We start from the raw sequence: 18013 nt of genomic DNA, 5'->3' as shown, positions 1-18013 counted from the left end.
TGGTCATGATCCGCCCGGCCGGCGCCCTGAGCGGCAGGATCCCGGTCGGGATCCTGAGCCGCTGACCAGTCCAGCCGTCGCTCAGGCCGCTTATGGCTGCCGCTTGACCGGCCTGAGCGACGGCTCACGAACTCAGCCGTACGCCAAGCCGCTCACCGGCCCCTCGAAACCCGCCTAAGCGACGGTTCGCGAACTCAGCCGTACGCCAGACCGCCCACCCGCCACCCACAACCGGCCTGAACGACGGCTCGCGAACTCAGCCGTACGCCAGACCGCCCACCCGCCACCCACAACCGGCCTGAACGACGGCCGGCGGAAGCAGCCGTTCCCTACAGGTCGAGCGGGGCGGAACAGGACACGTACTGGACGCGGGTCGTCTCGGCGGAATGCGGCACCACCGGACCGTTGTCGCCGCGGACCTGCCCCAGTTCGGCCCGCCGGATCACGCCCACGCAGAAGACCACCTCACGCACCGGATCCGGCAGGGTGACCACCCCGTCGCCGAAGTCGTCGCCCCACGGATGCGTGCGCTGCAACGGCCACGGCACCTCGACGTCCCCGCCGACCGAGCCACCCGCCACGACGTACGTCCCACCCACCTCGGGCGTCGCCACGTAGTTGATCTTCGATCCCTCCGGCTGGGCGAAGGCTCGCGTGGTGACCTCCACCCGCCCAACGGAAGCGGCGCCGACCACGTGCGCGGTGGACGTGCCGTCGTCGTCCAGCCCGGCGGGCAGCCGGTTCAGCACGGCCAGTTCCTCGCCCGCCTCGTTCACCAGCTCGTACCGGATGTGCAGCACCGCGCCCCGGACCTCCGCCGTCGCGGTGAGCACGGTCGCCGGGGGCGTCCCGCCCGGCGCCGGGTCGACCGGCTCCTGCGCCGGCGATCCGCAGCCCCCACTGGCCAGCAGCATGGCGAGCACCACCCCTCGTATCCGCATCACCCGATCGTAGGAAGGGCATTCATCTCCGCCGGCGATGACCGCCCTGGCGTCGCTTTCGGGTGTTCGACAGCAGTAGTGCCACGAACCCTACGGCCACCGCCGGGATCGCCACGAGCAGAATCGGGGAGAGCGATCCGGCGGGTGACGACGCGGGTGCGGCGTCGGCGGTGGCCGGGGCCGCTGGCGAGGGGGTACGGCCGGACGGCTTCCGTGTCGACGCCGGCTTCTTCGTCGGCGCCGGCTTGGACTCGGCCAGGTCGTCCTTGATCACCGACGTGATCCACGGGGCGATGGCGTCCACCCTGGTGGCGATGTCGGGGCCGGTGTGCGGGCAGTCGGGCCCGCGGCTGACCACCCCGATCAGGGTCGCGGTCCCGTTGGCCTCGGTGAAGTACGGCCCGCCGGAGTCCCGCTCGCACGGGCTGGTGTTGCTGCGCGGCGCGATCCCGGACAGTCCCATCTCGGTCGCCGCCACCGACGTCACCTCGAACCGTCCGGTGCGTGCCCGGTCCGGCGTCTTGTCGGCGTTTTTGCTGGTGAACCCGTACCCCACGAGCCTGGCTTTCTGCCCCTCGCCCGGCTCCGCGGTGTTCAGCCGCAACGGGGTGATCCCGGCCGCGGGCGTTTTCAGCCGGGCCAGCGCCACGTCCGCCTCGCCGTGCTGCTCGACCTGCACCACGTCGATGTTGTAGCCGCCGCGGCCGGTGATGTCGGCCCGCCCGACCGTGGCGATCACCCGGTCGGCGACGATCGTCGACACGCGGTTGCCGTCCACGTCGCGGAAGCAGTGCGCGGCCGTGATGATCCAGCGTGGCGAGATCAGCCCGCCGGAGCAGGAGCTGTCCCGCTTGCCGCCCTCCGGGGTCGGGATCCCCAACTCGGTGATCTTGACAGCGAACGGGTACCGCCCGTCCGGCACCGCCTCACCGTTGGCGATGGCATGCGCCGGCGAACCGGCGAGCATCACGGCGAGCAGCCCGGCCAGCAACACGAGGAACTTCCGTAACTTTTTCAACGGGTCCGGATGGTAAACGACGACAGCAAGCCCGGCCATGATCACAACGGCATGACGCGTGTCCGGGCCGGCGGGTTGCATCACGGGCAGTGGTACGCGGCACAGCCCCCGTCCGTTCACCGTGTCCCGGCGCCGTGCAGCATGATGGTCTTGACTGAACGGAGATGCGAGTGAGCGACTGGAACACCCAAGTAATCGAGGAATTCCGGGCCAACGAGGGCCGGGTCGGCGGCCCGTTCGCCGGCGCTCCGATGGTGCTGATCCACCATCGCGGCCGCAAGAGCGGCAAGGAGACCGTCAGCCCGCTGATGTACCTGCCGCACGACACCGACGAGAAGACCCTCTACATCATGGCCTCCAAGGCCGGCGCCCCCGAGCACCCGGCGTGGTACTACAACCTGACCGCGGCCGGCGAGGCGCAGATCGAGGTCGGCACCGAGACCTACACGGTCAGCGTGCGTGAGCTGACCGGCGACGAGCGGGACCGGGTCTACGCCGAGCAGGCGCGGCGCTACGCCAACTTCGCCGAGTACGAGAAGAAGACCGAGGGTATCCGTACGATCCCCGTCCTCGAACTCACCCGCGCCTGACCATCTCGTCCTGGTTTGTCGTGGCCTGCTGGGGGAACCCGAGTGGGTCACGGCAAGCAGAGGAGGTGGGCCGTGGACATCGCGTTCTGGACGATCAGCGCCATCGGGATCCTGACCGCCCTGGTCCTGGCCGTGGTGGAGAGCCGCTGGGCATTCCGGCAGCACCACCGCCGGCCGCATCACTGACAATGGTCGGCATGACCATCACCGAGACCGATCTGAACCATCTGCGCCGCTGCGTCGACCTGGCCCGGGAGGCGCTCGCCGACGGCGACGAACCGTTCGGCTCGGTGCTGGTCGCCGCCGACGGCACCGTCCTGTTCGAGGACCGCAACCGGGTCAAGGACGGCGACGAGACCCGGCACCCGGAGTTCGAGATCTCCCGCTGGGCCGCCAATCACCTGACCCCGGAGCAGCGCGCCACCGCCACGGTCTACACGTCCGGCGAGCACTGCCCGATGTGCGCGGCCAGTCACGGCTGGGTCGGCCTGGGCCGCATCGTCTACGCCGCCTCGACGGCCCAGCTCACCGCCTGGCGCATCGAGTGGGGCCTGCCGCCCGGCCCGGTCATGCCCCTGCCGATCAACGCGATCGCCCCGAACGTGCCCGTCGAGGGCCCGGTCCCCGCCTTCGAGGCCGAACTCCGCGCTCTCCACCTGGCCCGCCTCGCTTGAAAACCCCTTGTCCGGTACGGGCCACCCACGGTCCCGTGACTCGCGGCGGCCACCGCGGGCGTTCCCTCACGACCGTCCGGCGGGTGCGGGTCATGCATGCCCTCTCGGCTGGTTCTCATGGCTGTCTCAGCGGTGCTGAGACAGCCACCACAACCAGCCGGACAAAACGCCCTCAGCGCGGCGGGGGGATACCCGGGCCGGTCGGGAACCCGCCCTGGGTGTAGCCGGCCGACCAGTGCGGCTCGTGGCCGTAGTGGTCGTACACCTGGCTGTAGTAGTGCTCCGGAACCAGGTCCGGGTGGTACCCCGGCGCGCCGGCGATGTGCTCCTTGTCGCTGTCGACGTGCACCCGCTCCCGGTCGACCGCCCGGACCGCCGACACCGGAATGAACGACGACACCGCCCCGAACCCGAAGATCCCGCCGTGCTCGACCCGCAGGAACCGCACCTGGTTCGCTGCCGTGTCCACCAACAGGTCCGCGACCGTGCCGACCTTCTCCCCCGCGCTGTCGACGACGTCGCGCCCGCGCACATCCTGCTCCGGGTCCGCCACGACCTGATCGGTGTCACTCAGCGGCGTCAACGTGCCCATCGGCTCACTCATGTGACCCACCCCCTGACCGGCCGGGTGCCCGCTCGATCGGCGGCATCACGCCCGACCTGCTCCCGCCGACAGTACCGCCACCGCCGACAGGTCAGCAGTTCTTGATGGTCAGGATCGGGCTGAAGACCTCGGACTTGGCGCCGTCGGAGCCGTTGAAGACGGCGCGGCGGGGGTGGTAGGCAGGGCGCACCTTCCAGATGTGGGTGCCGCCGGTGCCGGAGATCAGGGGGCTGCCCTGCTCGATCGGCTCCCAGGCCCAGTGCGGGCCGGTGGATTTGAGGAAGGTGTCGTTCTCCAGGAGGTAGTCGGCGCCGAAACCGCCCGCGATCTCGTCGATCCGGTAGCCGGTCGAGGGGTCGCCGTCGGCGTCGATGAAGACGTGCCGGTACGCGAAGCCGTCGCTGAACCTGGCTGTGAACGTCACCGCGTACTCCGTGGAGCAGGCCGAGTACCCGGTGATCGTCCCGCGGCTCGACGCGGGAGCGCCCCGGGACGGCGGCGGGGGTGACGGCTCGCTGAACGTCGGGGGTGTCACGGCGGGGAAGCCCTTCGCCACCTCGACCGGCGGCGGCTCGGCGGGGCCGGGGTCACGCAGCCGGAAGGCGGCTGCCGTGCCGGCGGCGGCGAGCACGAGCACCAGGGCGACCGCCAGGAAACGGCCGCGGCGCCGGGGCGGAGCGGGCGGCGGCGCGGGCGGAAGGGCCGGGGGCGGCGGCGGGGCCGGCGGCAGCAGGGGCCGGGATGCGGGCGGCGGCGCCATGAACGGCCGGGAGCCCTCGGGCCGGCTGGGGAACATCCTGCGCAACGAGGCGGCCCGCTCATCCGCGTATCCCGCACCGTCCTCCACCGGACGGTCGCCGGGCGTAGTGCCTACACCCACCGCGTACTCCCAGATGTCTTCAATGTTGATCGATGTCCGCTGGGCACGGTACCGGAACGACGTGACTTTCCGGCGCCGGGGGCGGCAACCGTTCGGAACCGATCGTGCTCCGGGTCCGCGATCAACGGGCCCGGGCGTGGGCCGAAGTCAACGGTGAGACCAACCAGCCGCACCGAAAGGGATTGCTCTTGCGCCAGTTTCTTCGCCGCCTCGCCGTGACCGCCCTCCTCGCCCCGGTCGCCGCCATCGGCGCCACGATGATCGCGTCACCCGCCGAGGCCGCTGCGGCGAAGACCAGCGAGACCACCCTGCAGACCGAGGTCAACCGCCTGATCAACGTCGAGCGCACCAGCCACGGCTGCCCCGCCCTGACGGTCAGCCCGGCCCTCACCGCCGCCGCCCGCACCCACAGCGCCTGGATGGGCCAGACCGGCACGTTCTCCCACACCGGCCGCGCCGGGTCCAGCTTCATCACCCGCGCCAAGGCCGCCGGCTACGCCAAGCCCTCCGCCGAGAACATCGCCTGGGGTTACCGCAACGCCGCCACCGTCGTCGACGGCTGGATGAACAGCCCCGGCCACCGCAAGAACATCCTCAACTGCCAGTCCAGGACCGTCGGCGTCGGCGTCGTCTACAACGCCTCCGGCACCCCGTACTACACCCAGGACTTCGGCTACTGAGAACGTGACGAGGCCCCCGCCACGGATGGCGGGGGCCTCGTTTCCTGTCAGCGGGCGGGCTGCAGCGCGGCGACCGCGCGCAGGATGTCGTCGACCCGGTCCTTGGCGTCGCCGAAGAGCATCGCGGTGTTCTCCTTGAAGAACAGTGGGTTCTGGACACCCGCGTACCCGGAGGCCATCGACCGTTTGAACACGATCACCTGGTCGGCCTCCCAGACCTTGAGCACCGGCATGCCGGCGATCGGGCTGGACGGATCGTCCAGGGCGGCCGGGTTGACGGTGTCGTTGGCGCCGATGACGAGGACGACGGACGTACCCGTGAAGTCGTCGTTGATCTCGTCCATCTCCAGGACGATGTCGTAGGGCACCCGGGCCTCGGCGAGCAGCACGTTCATGTGGCCGGGGAGCCGGCCGGCGACCGGATGGATGCCGAACCGGACGTCGACGCCGCGGTCGCGCAGGATCCGGGTGAGTTCGGCGACGCCGTGCTGGGCCTGGGCGACCGCCATCCCGTACCCCGGAGTGATGATCACCGAATCCGCGCCGGTCAGCAGCTCCGCCACCCCCTCGGCGTTGATCTCCCGGTGTTCGCCGTACTCCTTGTCCTCGGCCGGGCCGGCCTCGATCCCGAAACCACCGGCGATCACCGACAGGAAGGAGCGGTTCATCGCCTTGCACATGATGTACGACAGGTAGGCGCCGGACGATCCGACGAGCGCGCCGGTGACGATGAGCAGGTCGTTCTCCAGCAGGAAGCCGGCCGCCGCGGCTGCCCAGCCGGAGTAGCTGTTGAGCATCGACACGACCACCGGCATGTCGCCGCCGCCGATCGACGCGACCAGGTGCCAGCCGAGCAGCAGCGCGATGACCGTGACGGCGATCAGCAGCCACAGCTGCGGGTCGATCACGAACCAGGCGGTCAGCACGGCGAAGACGGCGAGGGCGCCGAGGTTGAGGACGTTCTTGCCGGGCAGCATCAGCGGGCTGGACCTGATCTTGGCGGAGAGCTTGAGGTACGCCACGATCGAACCGGTGAACGTGACGGCCCCGATGAAGACGCCGATGAAGACCTCGGCACTGTGGATGCCGAGCATGCCCTGGCTCTCCAGCCCGGTCGCCTCGGCCCCGTCGAGGTGCGCCTCCACGTGCAGGTAGCCGTTCCAGCCGACCAGCACCGCGGCCAGACCGACGAAGCTGTGCAGCAGGGCGATCAGCTCCGGCATCCCGGTCATCTCGACCTTCGCGGCCCGGTGCAGGCCGATCGCCGCCCCGATCACCATGGCCACCACGAGCAGCCCGATCCCGGCCGCGTCGATCTCCCGCCCGATGGCCAGGGCGACGGTCGCGGCCAGCGCCACGGTCATGCCGGCGATGCCGAACGCGTTGCCGAACCGTGCCGTCTCGTGCTTGGAGAGCCCGGCGAGAGCCAGGATGAAGAGCAGGGCGGCGACGATGTACGCAGCCTGAGCCGCTGTTTCGATGGTCATCGTCAGCTCCTCGAGAACATGGCGAGCATGCGGCGGGTCACCGCGAAGCCACCGAAGACGTTGATGCTGGCCAGCAGGATCGCGACGAAGCTCAGCGCGGTGATCAGGATGCCGCCGTGGCCGAGCTGCAGGAGGGCGCCGACGACGATGATGCCGGAGATGGCGTTGGTGACCGACATGAGCGGGGTGTGCAGGGCGTGGTGGACGTGGCCGATCACGTAGTAGCCGATCACGATGGCGAGCGCGAAGACCGTGAGGTGGCCGCGTAGCGCGGGTGGAGCCAGGGCGGTGAGCAGGAACAGGGCGACGGCGCCGATGCCGATCGGCACGAACGGGTTCGCACGCTTCTTGTCCGGCTTCTTCGGTACTTCTGGGGCTTTTTCAACGTCGGGGGCCGCTGACACCGCCACCGCCGGCGGCGGCCACGTCAGCTCGCCGTCCCGGACCACGGTGATGCCCCGCTGGACCTGGTCCTCGAAGTCCAGGACCAGCTGACCGTCCTTACCGGGCGTCATCAGCTTCATCAGGTTGACCAGGTTCGTCCCGTACAGCTGGGACGCCTGCGCGGGCAGCCGCCCGGCCAGGTCGGTGTACCCGATGATGGTCACCCCGTTGGCGGTGACGACGACCTCGCCGGCGACCGTGCCCTCGACGTTGCCGCCGTTGGACGCGGCCATGTCGACGATGACGCTGCCCGGCCGCATGCTCGCCACCATCTCGGCGGTGATCAGCCGTGGGGCCGGCCGGCCGGGGATGAGCGCGGTGGTGATGATGATGTCGACCTCGGTCGCCTGGGTGGCGTAGAGGCGGGCGGCCCGCTCGTTGTAGTCGTCGGACATCTGCTTGGCATAGCCGGTGGACGACACCTCGACGTCGGCGGACTCGATCGAGAGGTACTCGCCGCCGAGGGATCGGACCTGGTCGGCGACTTCGGGGCGGGGGTCGGTGGCCCGTACGATCGCACCCAGACTCCCTGCCGTGCCGATGGCCGCGAGGCCGGCGACGCCCGCGCCCGCCACCAGGACCTTGGCCGGGGGGACCTTGCCGGCGGCGGTGACCTGACCGGTGAAGAAGCGGCCGAAGGCGTGCGCCGCCTCGACGACCGCGCGGTAGCCGGCGATGTTGGCCATCGAGGACAGCACGTCCAGCGACTGCGCCCGGGAGATCCGCGGCACCGCGTCCATCGACAGCGCGGTGATCGGCCGCCCGGCCAGGTCCTTGACGAGATCGGGGTCGAGGCGGGCGTTCAGCAGGCCGATCAGCGTGGTGCCCGCGGGGAGCCTGTCACGCTGCGCCACCGACGGCGGGTTGATCGCGAACACGATGTCGGCGGCGAGCGGGTCGCCCACGCGCGCGCCGGCGTCGGCGTAGGACTCGTCGGAGAACGACGCCAGCGCGCCGGCTCCGGGCTCCACGACCACCTCGTATCCCAGCTTGACCAGCTGGGTCACGGTGGCGGGAGTCGCGGCGACCCGGCGCTCGGCCGGGTCCGGATCCCTCAGTACACCGATGATCATCGTCGACTCCTCGGTAGATGTTGACCTTGAAAACGGTCGACGGACGTCGCCGGTTCAAAACGTCGAGTGATTGTTACTCACCAGTACGTATATGGCCAGAGGCCGATGCACCCTCGTCCCGTGGCGTGAGACGGGACCCGTCCTCCCTCGGCCCCCGCGGCCGGCAACGAGGATCACAACCCTGGGTGATCAAGAGCATCGGAAGGATATCGACGGCGAAACACCCCCGACAAGGGCTTGCCACATTCACTTAAGCCACTTTAACCTGCCACTACAGGAAAGCGCTTTCCCACTGTTGGAGGCGTCCTGTGGCGGCCATCCCCACGCGTGCCGCCGCTCATCCCCCAGCGCGCATCCCCATGCGCGGGAACAGGTGAACAGAATGAAACGATCAGTCGCATTGCGACTCTCCGCAGTGCTCGGCACCGCGGGTGTGGCCGGAGCGATCGCCTTCGGCCTCCCCCTGCCGAACGCCTCGGCAGCCGTCGCCTCCGCCCTCGGATTCGCCGGCCAGAACGGCGGCACCACCGGCGGCGCGGGCGGCGCCGTCGTCAAGGCCAGCACCGGAACCCAGATCCACGCCGCACTGTGCACCCGGGCCAGCACCGACACCCCGATCACCATCCAGGTCGAGGGCACGATCAACCACGGCAACACCACCAAGGTGTCCGGCAGCAGCTGCAACACCGCCGCTGACAAGATCGAGCTCAAGGGCATCAAGAACGTCACGATCGTCGGGGTCGGCAGCGGCGCCACGTTCGACCAGCTGGGCATCCACATCCGGGACTCCAGCAACATCATCATCCAGAACGTGACGGTGAAGAACGTCAAGAAGTCCGGCTCGCCGCTGTCCAACGGCGGTGACGCGATCAGCATGGAGAGCAGCGTCCGTAACGTGTGGGTCGACCACACCACGCTGATCGCCTCCGGTGGCGAGTCGGCCGGTTACGACGGCCTGTTCGACATGAAGGACGACACCCAGTACGTCACGCTCTCCTACAGCATCCTGCGCAACTCCGGGCGGGGTGGCCTGATCGGCTCGAGCGAGAGCGACACCGGGAACGGCTTCATCACGTTCCACCACAACAAGTACGAGAACATCGACTCCCGTACGCCGCTCCTGCGCGGCGGCATCGCGCACATCTACAACAACCACTACGTCAGCCTCAACGAGTCCGGGATCAACTCGCGGGCCGGCGCCCGGGCGAAGGTGGACAACAACTACTTCGAGGACTCCAAGGACGTGCTCGGCACGTTCTACACCGACGCGGCCGGGTACTGGCAGGTCTCCGGCAACATCTTCGACAACGTGACCTGGTCCGCTCCCGGCGAGGACACCAACCCGGCCGGCCCGAACGTCACGTCCAACACGAGCGTGTCGATCCCGTACGCGTTCGCGCTCGACAACGCGTCCTGCGTCCCCTCGATCGTCGCCGCGACAGCGGGCGCGAACACCGGCCTCAAGGTCTCCAGCGGCAGCTGCTCGGTGACCAGCTCGCCGACGGTCTCCCCGACCGTCTCGGTCTCCCCGACCACCTCGGTCTCGCCGACCCCGTCCACGTCCACGCCGAGCGGCACGAACCTGAGCCTGGGCGCCGGTGCGGACGGTTCCAGCAAGGCCAGCGGCACCAGCTACGGCAACGTGAAGGACGGCAACCTGTCGACCATCTGGTCGCCGAACGGCGCGACCGGTGACATCTCGATCAAGTGGAGCGCCGCCACCACGGTCTCCCGGATCAACATCGTCCAGGCGTCGGGTTCGGCCATCGGCGCCTACCAGGTCCTGAACGGCGCCACCGGCGCGGTCCTGGCCTCCGGCACGGGTGGCGGCTCGATCAGCATCCCCGCCACCACCACGACGAAGCTGACTTTCAAGATCACCAGCTCGTCCGGCACCCCGAAGATCGCGGAGTTCCAGACCTTCGCCTGATCCACCACCGCCCGGTCCGGAACTCCCGGACCGGGCGGTCCCGTGTCACCACTGGATGCGCCACTCCGCATCCGCGGCGAACGTTTCCAGACCGGAGCGGTCCGCCACCCGGTAGTCAGCGCCGTCCGTGGGGGCCGCGGGGTCGTCCACGATCAGCACCAGGTAGCCGCCGGTCTGCTCCGCGTCGTCCCGTAACTGGACGTAATACCTTCGTAGAGGCCTCGCAGGATCCGCCCGTACGCCCCGATCCGCAGTTCCACCGCGATCCCCTTCGTTCACCGGCGCCGGTCAGCAAGGCGGTGGGATCGGCAGGGTTCGGTCCGGCTTCCCGCCCGTCCGGTCCGGGTGGACCAGCAGCACGGCGCCGTCCCGGACCACCGCCGGGTCGGTCCACGTCTCCTCGGCCGTGGGCGTGAGGATCACCGTCGATCTCCGGTCCGCGTCGTGCACGACCACCGAGGAGATCGTCCCGTCGTATTCCCTGCCGGAGGCCACGAGGAACCGGTCGTCGAGCCACTCCGCGCCGTACCCGAAGGCGATGGGGTCTCCGTCGATCCACATCCGCCCGGCCCACTCCACCGCACGATGCCGATTCCCGGCGCTGAAGCGGACATGCAGTGGATCGTCGTCGCCCCGCCAGCCGTAATAGTGGTCGCATCCACCGGGGAGAGGGCCTTCCCGGCGGACGGCTCCACCGGTGTCCGCGGGCGGATCCTGCGAGCAGATCTCCGGCTCACGGCAGGACCGGTCGCTGCGCCTGGTGCAGCCGAATCCGGCGGCCGCGCAGTCACGCGGAGCGACGCGGGAGAGCGTCTGCACCAGCTGTTCCCGATAGGCCTCTTCGCCGAGCAACGCGACGTGCTCACTGGCTTCGATCCACCGGTTGACCAGGTCCACCCCGGCGCCCGAGCGCCGCAACCAGGCCCGCCAGGGTTCGTCGAGATGTCGCCACTTCAGGGCGGCCCGGATGTCGGCCGGCTCCGGCGGCCTCCCGAGCGCCCTGGCGATCCGCGTCTCCCGGTCCCCCGTCACCTCTCTCTTCGCCACGACCTCCGCCTTCGCCAGCACCGACAGGCCGAGAATCGTCATGCTGATCGCGACGAGGGCCAGGGCCAGGACTGCGGCGTCAGTGCGATGGTCGCCGGTGAGCGAGGCGAACAGGACGTCTTTCGCGGCGGCGATGGCGAACCCGGCGGTTCCGATGAGGATCAGCCCTCCGGCCAGCTGGGTCGAACTCCCGACAGCCCGGCCGCCGGCGCCACGGATCCGAAGGATCAACAGGACTCCGACGACGATGCCGGCAACGAGCGGCAGCACCACGACGGCCACGTCGGCGTTCGCCGGATCGCCGGCGGGCACGGCGGCGACGTCTCGCATCAGCACCGTCCGCGCCGGCATGCCGAGGAGGACCGGCTCCATCGCCGCAGCGACGGAGCCGGCCGCGAGGTGTCCGTGCCCATATTCATCACTCTAAGCACGGCGGGTGTGGCTCGAATGCTCGGTCAGGGTGAGGAAACGGTCGACGGCGCGGTGGGCGGTGGCCTCCAGTTCGGCGCCGGGTGGCGGAGCCTCTCCGAGCAGGGTCCGGATCTGCACGTCGCGGACCACGAGCCCGTAGAAGAGCCCGAATGCCTCGGCGGGGTCGTCGATGCGCAGCAGCCCGTCGGCGGCGAGCCGCGCCAGGTAGGCCTCGATCAGGGGCCCGGTGGTGTGGCGGCCGTGCCGCAGCAGCACAGCGGCGAGGTCCGGGGAGGTCATGGCGGCCCGGTTCAGCGCCACCGAGACGTCACCGGTGAGCATCCGCAGCATGCTCCCGGCGACGGCGGCCAGCGTGGCGCGCGGTGCGGCGGGCTGGTCGAGGGCTGCGGTGACAGCGGTGTTGACCTGCTCGGACTGCCGTTCGACGAGAGCTGCGAGCAGTCCTTCCCGGTTGCCGAACCAGGTGTAGAGGCTCTCCTTGGAGCAGCCGGCGCGGACGGCGACGGCCTGCATCGTCGTGCCCTCGAGGCCGTGGCCGACGATCTCCTCGAGCGCCGCGTCGAGGGCGGCGTGGCGGCGGGCCGCCTGTTCGCCGGCGCGGGGCCTGCCGCGGCGGGTCTGTCCGGTCACCGTGGAACTCCCACTGTCGCTCTGGCCTTTATTCGAACCGGCGGGTACGTTTAAAACCGTACCCGCCGGTTCGAATATATCGGGAGACCGCCCATGCTCGCATCCGTTCATGTCCGCGCCTGGACCCTCGGCTCGGCCACCGTGGCGACCGGGCTCATCGCCGGCTTCTTCTACGCGTACGCCTGCTCGGTCATGCTGGGCCTGGCGCAGCTCGACGACCGGGCCTTCATCGATGCCATGCAGTGGATCAACGCGACCGTCCGCAACGGCTGGTTCGCGGCGGGCTTCTTCGGCGCGCTGCCGCTGACCGTCCTGGCCGCCGCCCTGCACCTGCGCCGGGACAGCCGGCCCGCGCTCCCCTGGATCCTCGCTGCCCTCGTGGGCTACGCGGCCGCCTTCCTGATCACTATGTACCTGAGCGTGCCGCTGAACGAGGAGCTCGCCGCGGCGGGCACTCCCGCGGAAATCGGTGACCCGGGCGCGGTCCGGGCCGCGTACGAGGACGTCTGGGTGACGTGGAACCTCGTCCGGACGATCACCGCGACCGCCGCGCTGGCCTGCCTCGTCCGCGCCCTGATCGTGCACGCTCGCACCACCCGGCAGGCCACCGGCGGACGGCCCTGGCCCACGTCTTCTACGGTGACCGCGTGAGGAAGTTCGATGCCGCGGTGGTCGGCAGATCGATCGCGGTCGGCACGGCGTCCGGGGCCGTGTTCGGGTTCACCGTCATGGCGCTCGTCTTCGCCGGCGTGGTGTACCGCGCCGTGACCGACCCGGACTGGCACGCCGGCCCCGGCGGCGGGGCGGGTCTCGTGCTGGGGACGCTCCTCGGCGCGATCATCGGCCTGGCGGCCGGGCTCCTGGCCGGTCTCCTGCTCCTGGCGCCGGCGCCCTGGCTGCGGGAACGCCGGCTGCTGGGCCGGCTCGGCTGCGCCATGGCATGCGGCGCCGCCGTGGGCACACCGTTCCTGGTGGCCGGGTTCGGTTGGGGGCTCTGGCCGGACCGGCCGGTGGCCTGGATGGCGGCCGGCCTGATGACCTACTCGGCAACGATCGGGGCGTGGAAGAGCGGGTTCATCCTCGCGGTCGAGCGGCGTGCGGAGGCGTGAGCATGCCGGGCGGATATCGGCGCGGCCGCACGGTCCTGGCTGTCGCCGCGGTGATCGCTGTCGCGCTGAGCGTGCTGTCCGTGGTGAGCCGGCCGACGGCGGGATGCGGGTGCAGCGACTTTCCCGACCTGACGTCAGCGGGGCGGACCGCTGACCGGTTCGCGGAGCTGGTCCGCGCCGGTGACTCCTCCGGGGCGTGGGCTCTGCTGACCGATGACGCGCGGGCTCGCTATGGCGATCCCGTCCGGTTCCGGCCGGTGCTGGAACGGCTCGCCGTCGCGGACCGGCAGGCGGTGGGCGGATGGCACTTCGTGTCGGATCGGGATTCCGCTGACATCCCGAGCGCGGTGGCGCTCGCCCGGTACACCGGCCCACAACAGTTGTTCGCCGTCGTCATGGTGCAGACCTGGCGGGATCGGCCGGAGGCGAATCGGGTCGATCCGGAGCCGGCCGGCCCGGCCCTCCGGGTGACCGACGACGGCACGGGCGCGCTCCGGGTCACCGGGCTCGAGACACCCGGGCTCCCCCGCTTCGTGCTGGTGGATTCGCTGGGACAGGTCAGGGAACTGAGATCGGGCCCGGCGGCGAAGGACGGCTACCGGCTGACGGCGCCGGACGATGCCCCGCCCGGCCCCGCCCTGCTCGCCGCCACGGCGCCGTCGGCCACCGGGCGGAGCGTCGCGGCGGTGCCGATCGTGCTGAGCGCCGGTATTGATGGTCGACGACGGACCGCATGACGGGGCCGGCGTCAGGGGACGGCAGGCGTAGGGATCAAGCGGGTGGCGAAGGCGGTGACGGCCTCGTCGGGGGTGGTGTCGGCGGCGATGGACGTGGTGAGCATGTCCAGGAGCAGACCGTCGATGGCGTAGTGCAGCAGGGCGATCTCGAAAGCGCCGCCGGGCAGGCCGGTGGTCGCGTGGTAGGCGACGTCGTCGCGGTAGCCGCGGCGCAAGGTGTCGCCGAGGATCTCGGCCAGGCCGGGGCGGCGGGCCGCCTCCAGCCGTAACTCGATCAGGGCGCGGGTCAGGTCGGGTTCGCGGGTGGTGCGTTCGACGATGTAGCGCAGGTAGTCGGCGAACAGCTCCCGGCTGGGCTCGCGGGCGCCCAGGGCGGCGACGATCTGCTCGTCGGGAGCGAACCGTTCCATGATGCGTTCGCCGAGGGCGCCGAGCAGGGCGTCGCGGGAGCGGAAGTAGTTCGAGGCGGTGCCGGCGGGGACACCGGCCGCAGTGTCGACGGCGCGGTGCGTCAGGCCGCGGGCGCCCTGGGTGGCGAGCACGCGCAGGCCGGCGTCGGCGAGCGCACGCCGGCGGTCCGGGTTCTTGACCATGCCGAGAAGACTAGCAGCAACCACTACAGGTGCTGTAGTTTGCGACCACGACAGTCATAGTGGTTCGGATCCGAGGAGCACACCGTGCGAAAGCTCGTCTATTTCGTCGCCAGCACCATCGACGGTCACATCGCCGCGCCGGACGGATCGTGGGACTTCCTGGTGCTGGAGGACGACGTTCCGGCGTACATGCGTGCGCACTATCCGGAGACCCTTCCCACCCCCGCCCGGGCGGCGATGGGCGTCGACGAACCCAACAAGGTCTTCGACACCGTGCTGATGGGCCGCGGCACCTACGATCCGGCGCTGCAGGCCGGCATCACCAGCCCGTACGCGCATCTGAACCAGATCGTCTTCTCCCGCTCCCTGCCCGCCTCCACCGATCCGGCGGTGCGGTTCGTCGACGAGGAGGCGCTGCCGTTCGTGGAGAAACTGAAGCAACAACCGGGCCGGGACATCTGGCTGGCCGGTGGCGGCGACCTGGCGGGACAGCTGCTGCCGGCGGTCGACGAGCTGGTCGTCAAGCTCAACCCGACGGTGGCCGGGTCCGGGGTTCCGCTCGCGGCGACCGGGTTCCGGCCGCACCGGTTCGACCTGACCCGGGCCACTCCCCTGCCGAGCGGTGTGGTCGTGCTGCACTACCGGGCTGCCTCGACGCCCCCGGGACAGCCCTGACGAGCCGCCGGTGACGGCCACGGCGCTGGTAACCTCGCACAGTGTCGATCTTGGATTTCGCCGTATCGCACTGGGCGGACGATCCGTGGGCGCGCGGGTCGTGGAGCCTGATCGGGCGGGACGGCACACCCGCCGACCGGGTCAACCTCGGGGCGCCGATCGGGAACCGGTTGCGGATCGCCGGGGAGGCGACACATCCCACGCGGGCGGGGATGACGCATGGCGCGTACGAGCAAGGGGTCGTCGCGGCGGCGTGGGCCGCGAACCGCAGGCATGATCGCATTGCGGTGATCGGCGCCGGCATGGCCGGTCTCGCGGCCGCCCGGACCCTCGCCGACCGTGAGTTCGACGTGGTCGTCTGGGAGGCGCGGGAGCGGATCGGCGGGCGCACCGCCGGCGTCGAGGTGGGCGGCAGCGGGTTCGACCTGGGGGCCAACTGGCTGCAGCAGTACGAGGAGAACGTTCTGGCCCGGCTCGCCGAGAGGCTCGGGCTGCGGCTGGTGCCGACCGACTTCAACGATCCGGTGCTGCTCGGCGACGACGCCCCCGGGATCGCCGACGGTATCGAGGACGAGCTGCGCAGACGGCTCGCGGCCGCGCCGGTCGGGGTGGGCGTCGGGGACGTCGTCGAGGCATGGCTGCGGGATCCGGGACGGTGGACGGAACGCGACATCCGCCGGTTCGCCGACGCGGAGATCGTGATGGACTCCGGGGCGCCGCTGTCGTGGCTGAGCGCACGGTACGGGTTCGAGCCCGGCGTCGGCGACGGCGACCGGTGGATCGTCGGCGGGTACCGGCTGCTGGTCGAGCATCTCGCGGCCGGGCTGGACGTGCGGCTGGGACGGCCGGTACGCCGGATCGCGGTCGACGACGACGGGGTGACGATCATGGGTAACGGGGTTTCCGAGCGGGTGGACGCGGTGATCGTGACGGCGCCGCTCGGGGTACTGGCCGCGGGCGCGATCACGTTCGAGCCGGAACTGCCGGAACGCCACCGGAACGCGCTCTCCCGCCTGGGGATGGGCCGGGTGGAGAAGGTGGTGCTCCGGTTCGACGAACGGTTCTGGCCGGAACATCCGGGCGGGTACTACCGGGCGCACGGACCGCGGGAGAACTGTGTCGCCGAATGGCTGGACGCGACAGTGGCCGACGGGGCGCCGACGCTGGTCGGGCTGTTCGCCGGGCCGTGGCTGGACGATCTGTGGACCGGCACGGACGCCGAGATCGCGGCCCGCGCCGCCGCCGTGATCATGCCGAAGCGATAGCCAGGCTGCCGGCGGGGACGGTCTCGATCAGGAAGTCGTGGCCGGCCATCCCGAAGATGGTGAGCGCCTGGTCGCGGGTCAGGTTCTCGAGATGTTCGCGAGCCTGCGGGGTGAGGCCGTCCGCGCACTGCGCCGCCAGCGCCCCGATCAGACGTTCCAGCAGACGGCCGGTCTCCTCCGGGTTCATCCGGAGGAGACTAGGGCAGCAGGACGTCGAGGTCCGGTTTCTCGGTCAGCAGACCGTCGGTGACGGCCAGTTCGGCGAGAGCGTCGACGGAGGCGCGGTTGATCTCGGCGGGCCACTTCGGCAGGACCAGGGCCTCCCGGACCTCCGGCGCGATCTTGGTGTAGGCGCCGAGGACCGCGCGGACCTCGTCGGGGTGCGCGTCGGCGTACGCCAGAGATCTCTTCATCGCCTCGGTGAAACGCCGGACCAGATCGGGGTTGTCGGCGATCAGCTGATTCGAGGTGAAGTACATGGCGACGGTGAGGTCCGGGGCGGCGTCCACATAGCTGGAGGCGATCTTGCGGGCGCCGGCGGCGATCGCGGACTGCTGGAACGGCTCGACCACGAAGATCGCGTCGACCCGGCCCGCGGTCAGCGCCGGAACCTGCTCGGGGAAGGCCAGCTCGGTGAACGTGACAGCGGCCGCGTCACCGCCGTCCTCGCGGACCGACGCCCGGACGCTCGTCTCCACGATGTTCTTCAGGGTGTTGGCGGCGACGGTACGCCCGGCGAGGTCCTTGGGGCTCTTGATCGGGCTGTCGGCCTTGACGAACAGGCCGGCGAAGTCCTTGCCGTCGACGCCCGTCGAGTTGGTGCCGTTGGCGACGACCTCGACCGGGACCTTCCGGCCGGCGCCGAGCAGCAGCGAGATGGTGTTGCTGAACCCGAACTGCAACTCGCCGGTGGTCACCGCGGGGACGATCGCGGCGCCGCCCTGGGCGGCGGTCAGGGTCAGGTCGATGTTCTGCTCGCGGAAGAAGCCCTTCTCCTTGCCCAGGTAGATCGGCGCGACGTCGACGATCGCGATCACCCCGGTGTTGACCTTGTCGAGGGCGCCGGTGGCCTGACCGCCCTCATCCGGGTCGTCGGCGCACGCGGTGACGAGCAGGAACGTCGCGGCCAGCGCCGCGAGCAGCCGGGATCGTCGCATGACGCCCACCTCAATCATCGAGAAACCTCCGTGGGAACCCCCGGCTT

At 70.5% G+C, this 18013-nt stretch carries 20 protein-coding genes; 9 read left to right on the top strand and 11 right to left on the bottom strand.

Annotated elements, in window-relative coordinates:
* Positions 1-329 precede the first annotated feature (329 nt).
* Both ACZ3II_RS13100 and ACZ3II_RS13095 read right to left on the bottom strand, forming a co-directional pair.
* Entirely contained in the window at positions 330-941 is a 612-nt protein-coding gene (locus ACZ3II_RS13100) for a hypothetical protein (RefSeq protein ID WP_465517827.1), read from the bottom strand.
* Positions 942-963: 22 nt separating this feature from the next.
* Positions 964-1959 carry a S1 family peptidase gene (locus tag ACZ3II_RS13095; RefSeq protein WP_465517826.1) on the bottom strand — a complete coding sequence of 332 codons (996 nt, stop codon included), beginning with the start codon at positions 1957-1959 and terminating at the stop codon, positions 964-966.
* Between the two features lie 164 nt (positions 1960-2123).
* On the opposite strand from ACZ3II_RS13095, the gene ACZ3II_RS13090 reads away from it, so the two are divergent.
* On the top strand, positions 2124-2549 hold the full coding sequence (locus ACZ3II_RS13090; RefSeq protein WP_465517825.1) for a nitroreductase family deazaflavin-dependent oxidoreductase: 426 nt from the start codon (positions 2124-2126) through the stop codon (positions 2547-2549).
* Between the two features lie 197 nt (positions 2550-2746).
* Entirely contained in the window at positions 2747-3223 is a 477-nt protein-coding gene (locus ACZ3II_RS13085; RefSeq protein ID WP_465517824.1) for a nucleoside deaminase, read from the top strand.
* A gap of 172 nt (positions 3224-3395) precedes the next feature.
* Here the strand turns inward: ACZ3II_RS13085 and ACZ3II_RS13080 are convergent, their stop codons facing one another.
* Together ACZ3II_RS13080 and ACZ3II_RS13075 are read right to left on the bottom strand one after the other, a co-directional pair.
* Positions 3396-3827, bottom strand: a complete 432-nt coding sequence (locus tag ACZ3II_RS13080) for a PRC-barrel domain-containing protein (protein WP_465517823.1) — start codon at positions 3825-3827, stop codon at positions 3396-3398.
* A gap of 91 nt (positions 3828-3918) precedes the next feature.
* Positions 3919-4707, bottom strand: a complete 789-nt coding sequence (locus tag ACZ3II_RS13075; protein ID WP_465517822.1) for a hypothetical protein — start codon at positions 4705-4707, stop codon at positions 3919-3921.
* 188 nt (positions 4708-4895) lie between these two features.
* Here ACZ3II_RS13075 and ACZ3II_RS13070 point away from each other — a divergent pair, with 188 nt between their 5' ends.
* Positions 4896-5387, top strand: coding sequence for a CAP domain-containing protein (locus ACZ3II_RS13070; RefSeq protein ID WP_465517821.1), 492 nt, complete (start codon positions 4896-4898; stop codon positions 5385-5387).
* Between the two features lie 47 nt (positions 5388-5434).
* Here ACZ3II_RS13070 and pntB read toward each other — a convergent pair whose 3' ends face one another.
* A complete protein-coding gene (gene pntB, locus ACZ3II_RS13065; protein ID WP_465517820.1) occupies positions 5435-6874 on the bottom strand; it encodes a Re/Si-specific NAD(P)(+) transhydrogenase subunit beta in 1440 nt (479 codons plus the stop codon).
* A gap of 2 nt (positions 6875-6876) precedes the next feature.
* Complete coding sequence (locus ACZ3II_RS13060; RefSeq protein WP_465517819.1) at positions 6877-8391, bottom strand: Re/Si-specific NAD(P)(+) transhydrogenase subunit alpha; 1515 nt, start codon at positions 8389-8391, stop codon at positions 6877-6879.
* 382 nt (positions 8392-8773) lie between these two features.
* Between ACZ3II_RS13060 and ACZ3II_RS13055 the strand changes: the two genes are divergently transcribed.
* Positions 8774-10321: a pectate lyase family protein gene (locus tag ACZ3II_RS13055; protein ID WP_465517818.1), complete on the top strand. Its 1548-nt coding sequence runs from the start codon at positions 8774-8776 to the stop codon at positions 10319-10321.
* Positions 10322-10609: 288 nt separating this feature from the next.
* On the opposite strand, the gene ACZ3II_RS13050 is transcribed toward ACZ3II_RS13055, so the two are convergent.
* On the bottom strand, positions 10610-11740 hold the full coding sequence (locus ACZ3II_RS13050; RefSeq protein ID WP_465517817.1) for a hypothetical protein: 1131 nt from the start codon (positions 11738-11740) through the stop codon (positions 10610-10612).
* 51 nt (positions 11741-11791) lie between these two features.
* A complete protein-coding gene (locus tag ACZ3II_RS13045) occupies positions 11792-12430 on the bottom strand; it encodes a TetR/AcrR family transcriptional regulator (protein ID WP_465517816.1) in 639 nt (212 codons plus the stop codon).
* A 93-nt stretch (positions 12431-12523) separates the two neighbouring features.
* On the opposite strand from ACZ3II_RS13045, the gene ACZ3II_RS13040 reads away from it, so the two are divergent.
* The 3 genes from ACZ3II_RS13040 to ACZ3II_RS13030 are packed head-to-tail and all read left to right on the top strand — an operon-like array spanning position 12524 to position 14276.
* Positions 12524-13081 carry an anthrone oxygenase family protein gene (locus ACZ3II_RS13040; RefSeq protein WP_465517815.1) on the top strand — a complete coding sequence of 186 codons (558 nt, stop codon included), beginning with the start codon at positions 12524-12526 and terminating at the stop codon, positions 13079-13081.
* Positions 13078-13539, top strand: coding sequence for a hypothetical protein (locus ACZ3II_RS13035; protein WP_465517814.1), 462 nt, complete (start codon positions 13078-13080; stop codon positions 13537-13539). Before ACZ3II_RS13040 ends, ACZ3II_RS13035 begins: the two co-directional genes overlap by 4 nt.
* Positions 13540-13541: 2 nt before the next feature.
* Positions 13542-14276 carry a hypothetical protein gene (locus ACZ3II_RS13030; RefSeq protein ID WP_465517813.1) on the top strand — a complete coding sequence of 245 codons (735 nt, stop codon included), beginning with the start codon at positions 13542-13544 and terminating at the stop codon, positions 14274-14276.
* 11 nt (positions 14277-14287) lie between these two features.
* Here ACZ3II_RS13030 and ACZ3II_RS13025 read toward each other — a convergent pair whose 3' ends face one another.
* Entirely contained in the window at positions 14288-14869 is a 582-nt protein-coding gene (locus tag ACZ3II_RS13025; protein ID WP_465517812.1) for a TetR/AcrR family transcriptional regulator, read from the bottom strand.
* Positions 14870-14953: 84 nt separating this feature from the next.
* Between ACZ3II_RS13025 and ACZ3II_RS13020 the strand changes: the two genes are divergently transcribed.
* Complete coding sequence (locus ACZ3II_RS13020; protein ID WP_465517811.1) at positions 14954-15544, top strand: dihydrofolate reductase family protein; 591 nt, start codon at positions 14954-14956, stop codon at positions 15542-15544.
* A 41-nt stretch (positions 15545-15585) separates the two neighbouring features.
* Positions 15586-16809 carry a flavin monoamine oxidase family protein gene (locus tag ACZ3II_RS13015; protein ID WP_465517810.1) on the top strand — a complete coding sequence of 408 codons (1224 nt, stop codon included), beginning with the start codon at positions 15586-15588 and terminating at the stop codon, positions 16807-16809.
* On the opposite strand, the gene ACZ3II_RS13010 is transcribed toward ACZ3II_RS13015, so the two are convergent.
* Together ACZ3II_RS13010 and ACZ3II_RS13005 are read right to left on the bottom strand one after the other, a co-directional pair.
* Positions 16793-16996 (bottom strand): hypothetical protein, encoded by a 204-nt coding sequence (locus ACZ3II_RS13010; RefSeq protein WP_465517809.1) that lies wholly within the window; start codon positions 16994-16996, stop codon positions 16793-16795. The two genes, ACZ3II_RS13015 and ACZ3II_RS13010, sit on opposite strands and share 17 nt — an antisense overlap.
* 10 nt (positions 16997-17006) lie before the next feature.
* Entirely contained in the window at positions 17007-17966 is a 960-nt protein-coding gene (locus tag ACZ3II_RS13005) for an ABC transporter substrate-binding protein (protein WP_465517808.1), read from the bottom strand.
* Positions 17967-18013 lie beyond the last annotated feature (47 nt).

This window comes from Actinoplanes sp. NPDC019969 (assembly GCF_055562375.1).
This window is presented reverse-complemented; position numbering and strand designations above follow the sequence as displayed.

Coding starts and splice junctions, on each gene's coding strand:
- ACZ3II_RS13030 (WP_465517813.1), top strand. CDS start 13,542: ATGCCGGGCGGATATCGGCGCGGCCGCACGGTCCTGGCTGTCGCCGCG.
- ACZ3II_RS13085 (WP_465517824.1), top strand. CDS start 2,747: ATGACCATCACCGAGACCGATCTGAACCATCTGCGCCGCTGCGTCGAC.
- ACZ3II_RS13010 (WP_465517809.1), bottom strand. CDS start 16,996: ATGAACCCGGAGGAGACCGGCCGTCTGCTGGAACGTCTGATCGGGGCG.
- ACZ3II_RS13050 (WP_465517817.1), bottom strand. CDS start 11,740: ATGGAGCCGGTCCTCCTCGGCATGCCGGCGCGGACGGTGCTGATGCGA.
- ACZ3II_RS13060 (WP_465517819.1), bottom strand. CDS start 8,391: ATGATCATCGGTGTACTGAGGGATCCGGACCCGGCCGAGCGCCGGGTC.
- pntB (WP_465517820.1), bottom strand. CDS start 6,874: ATGACCATCGAAACAGCGGCTCAGGCTGCGTACATCGTCGCCGCCCTG.
- ACZ3II_RS13005 (WP_465517808.1), bottom strand. CDS start 17,966: ATGCGACGATCCCGGCTGCTCGCGGCGCTGGCCGCGACGTTCCTGCTC.
- ACZ3II_RS13040 (WP_465517815.1), top strand. CDS start 12,524: ATGCTCGCATCCGTTCATGTCCGCGCCTGGACCCTCGGCTCGGCCACC.
- ACZ3II_RS13080 (WP_465517823.1), bottom strand. CDS start 3,827: ATGAGTGAGCCGATGGGCACGTTGACGCCGCTGAGTGACACCGATCAG.
- ACZ3II_RS13025 (WP_465517812.1), bottom strand. CDS start 14,869: ATGGTCAAGAACCCGGACCGCCGGCGTGCGCTCGCCGACGCCGGCCTG.
- ACZ3II_RS13055 (WP_465517818.1), top strand. CDS start 8,774: ATGAAACGATCAGTCGCATTGCGACTCTCCGCAGTGCTCGGCACCGCG.
- ACZ3II_RS13090 (WP_465517825.1), top strand. CDS start 2,124: ATGCGAGTGAGCGACTGGAACACCCAAGTAATCGAGGAATTCCGGGCC.
- ACZ3II_RS13100 (WP_465517827.1), bottom strand. CDS start 941: ATGCGGATACGAGGGGTGGTGCTCGCCATGCTGCTGGCCAGTGGGGGC.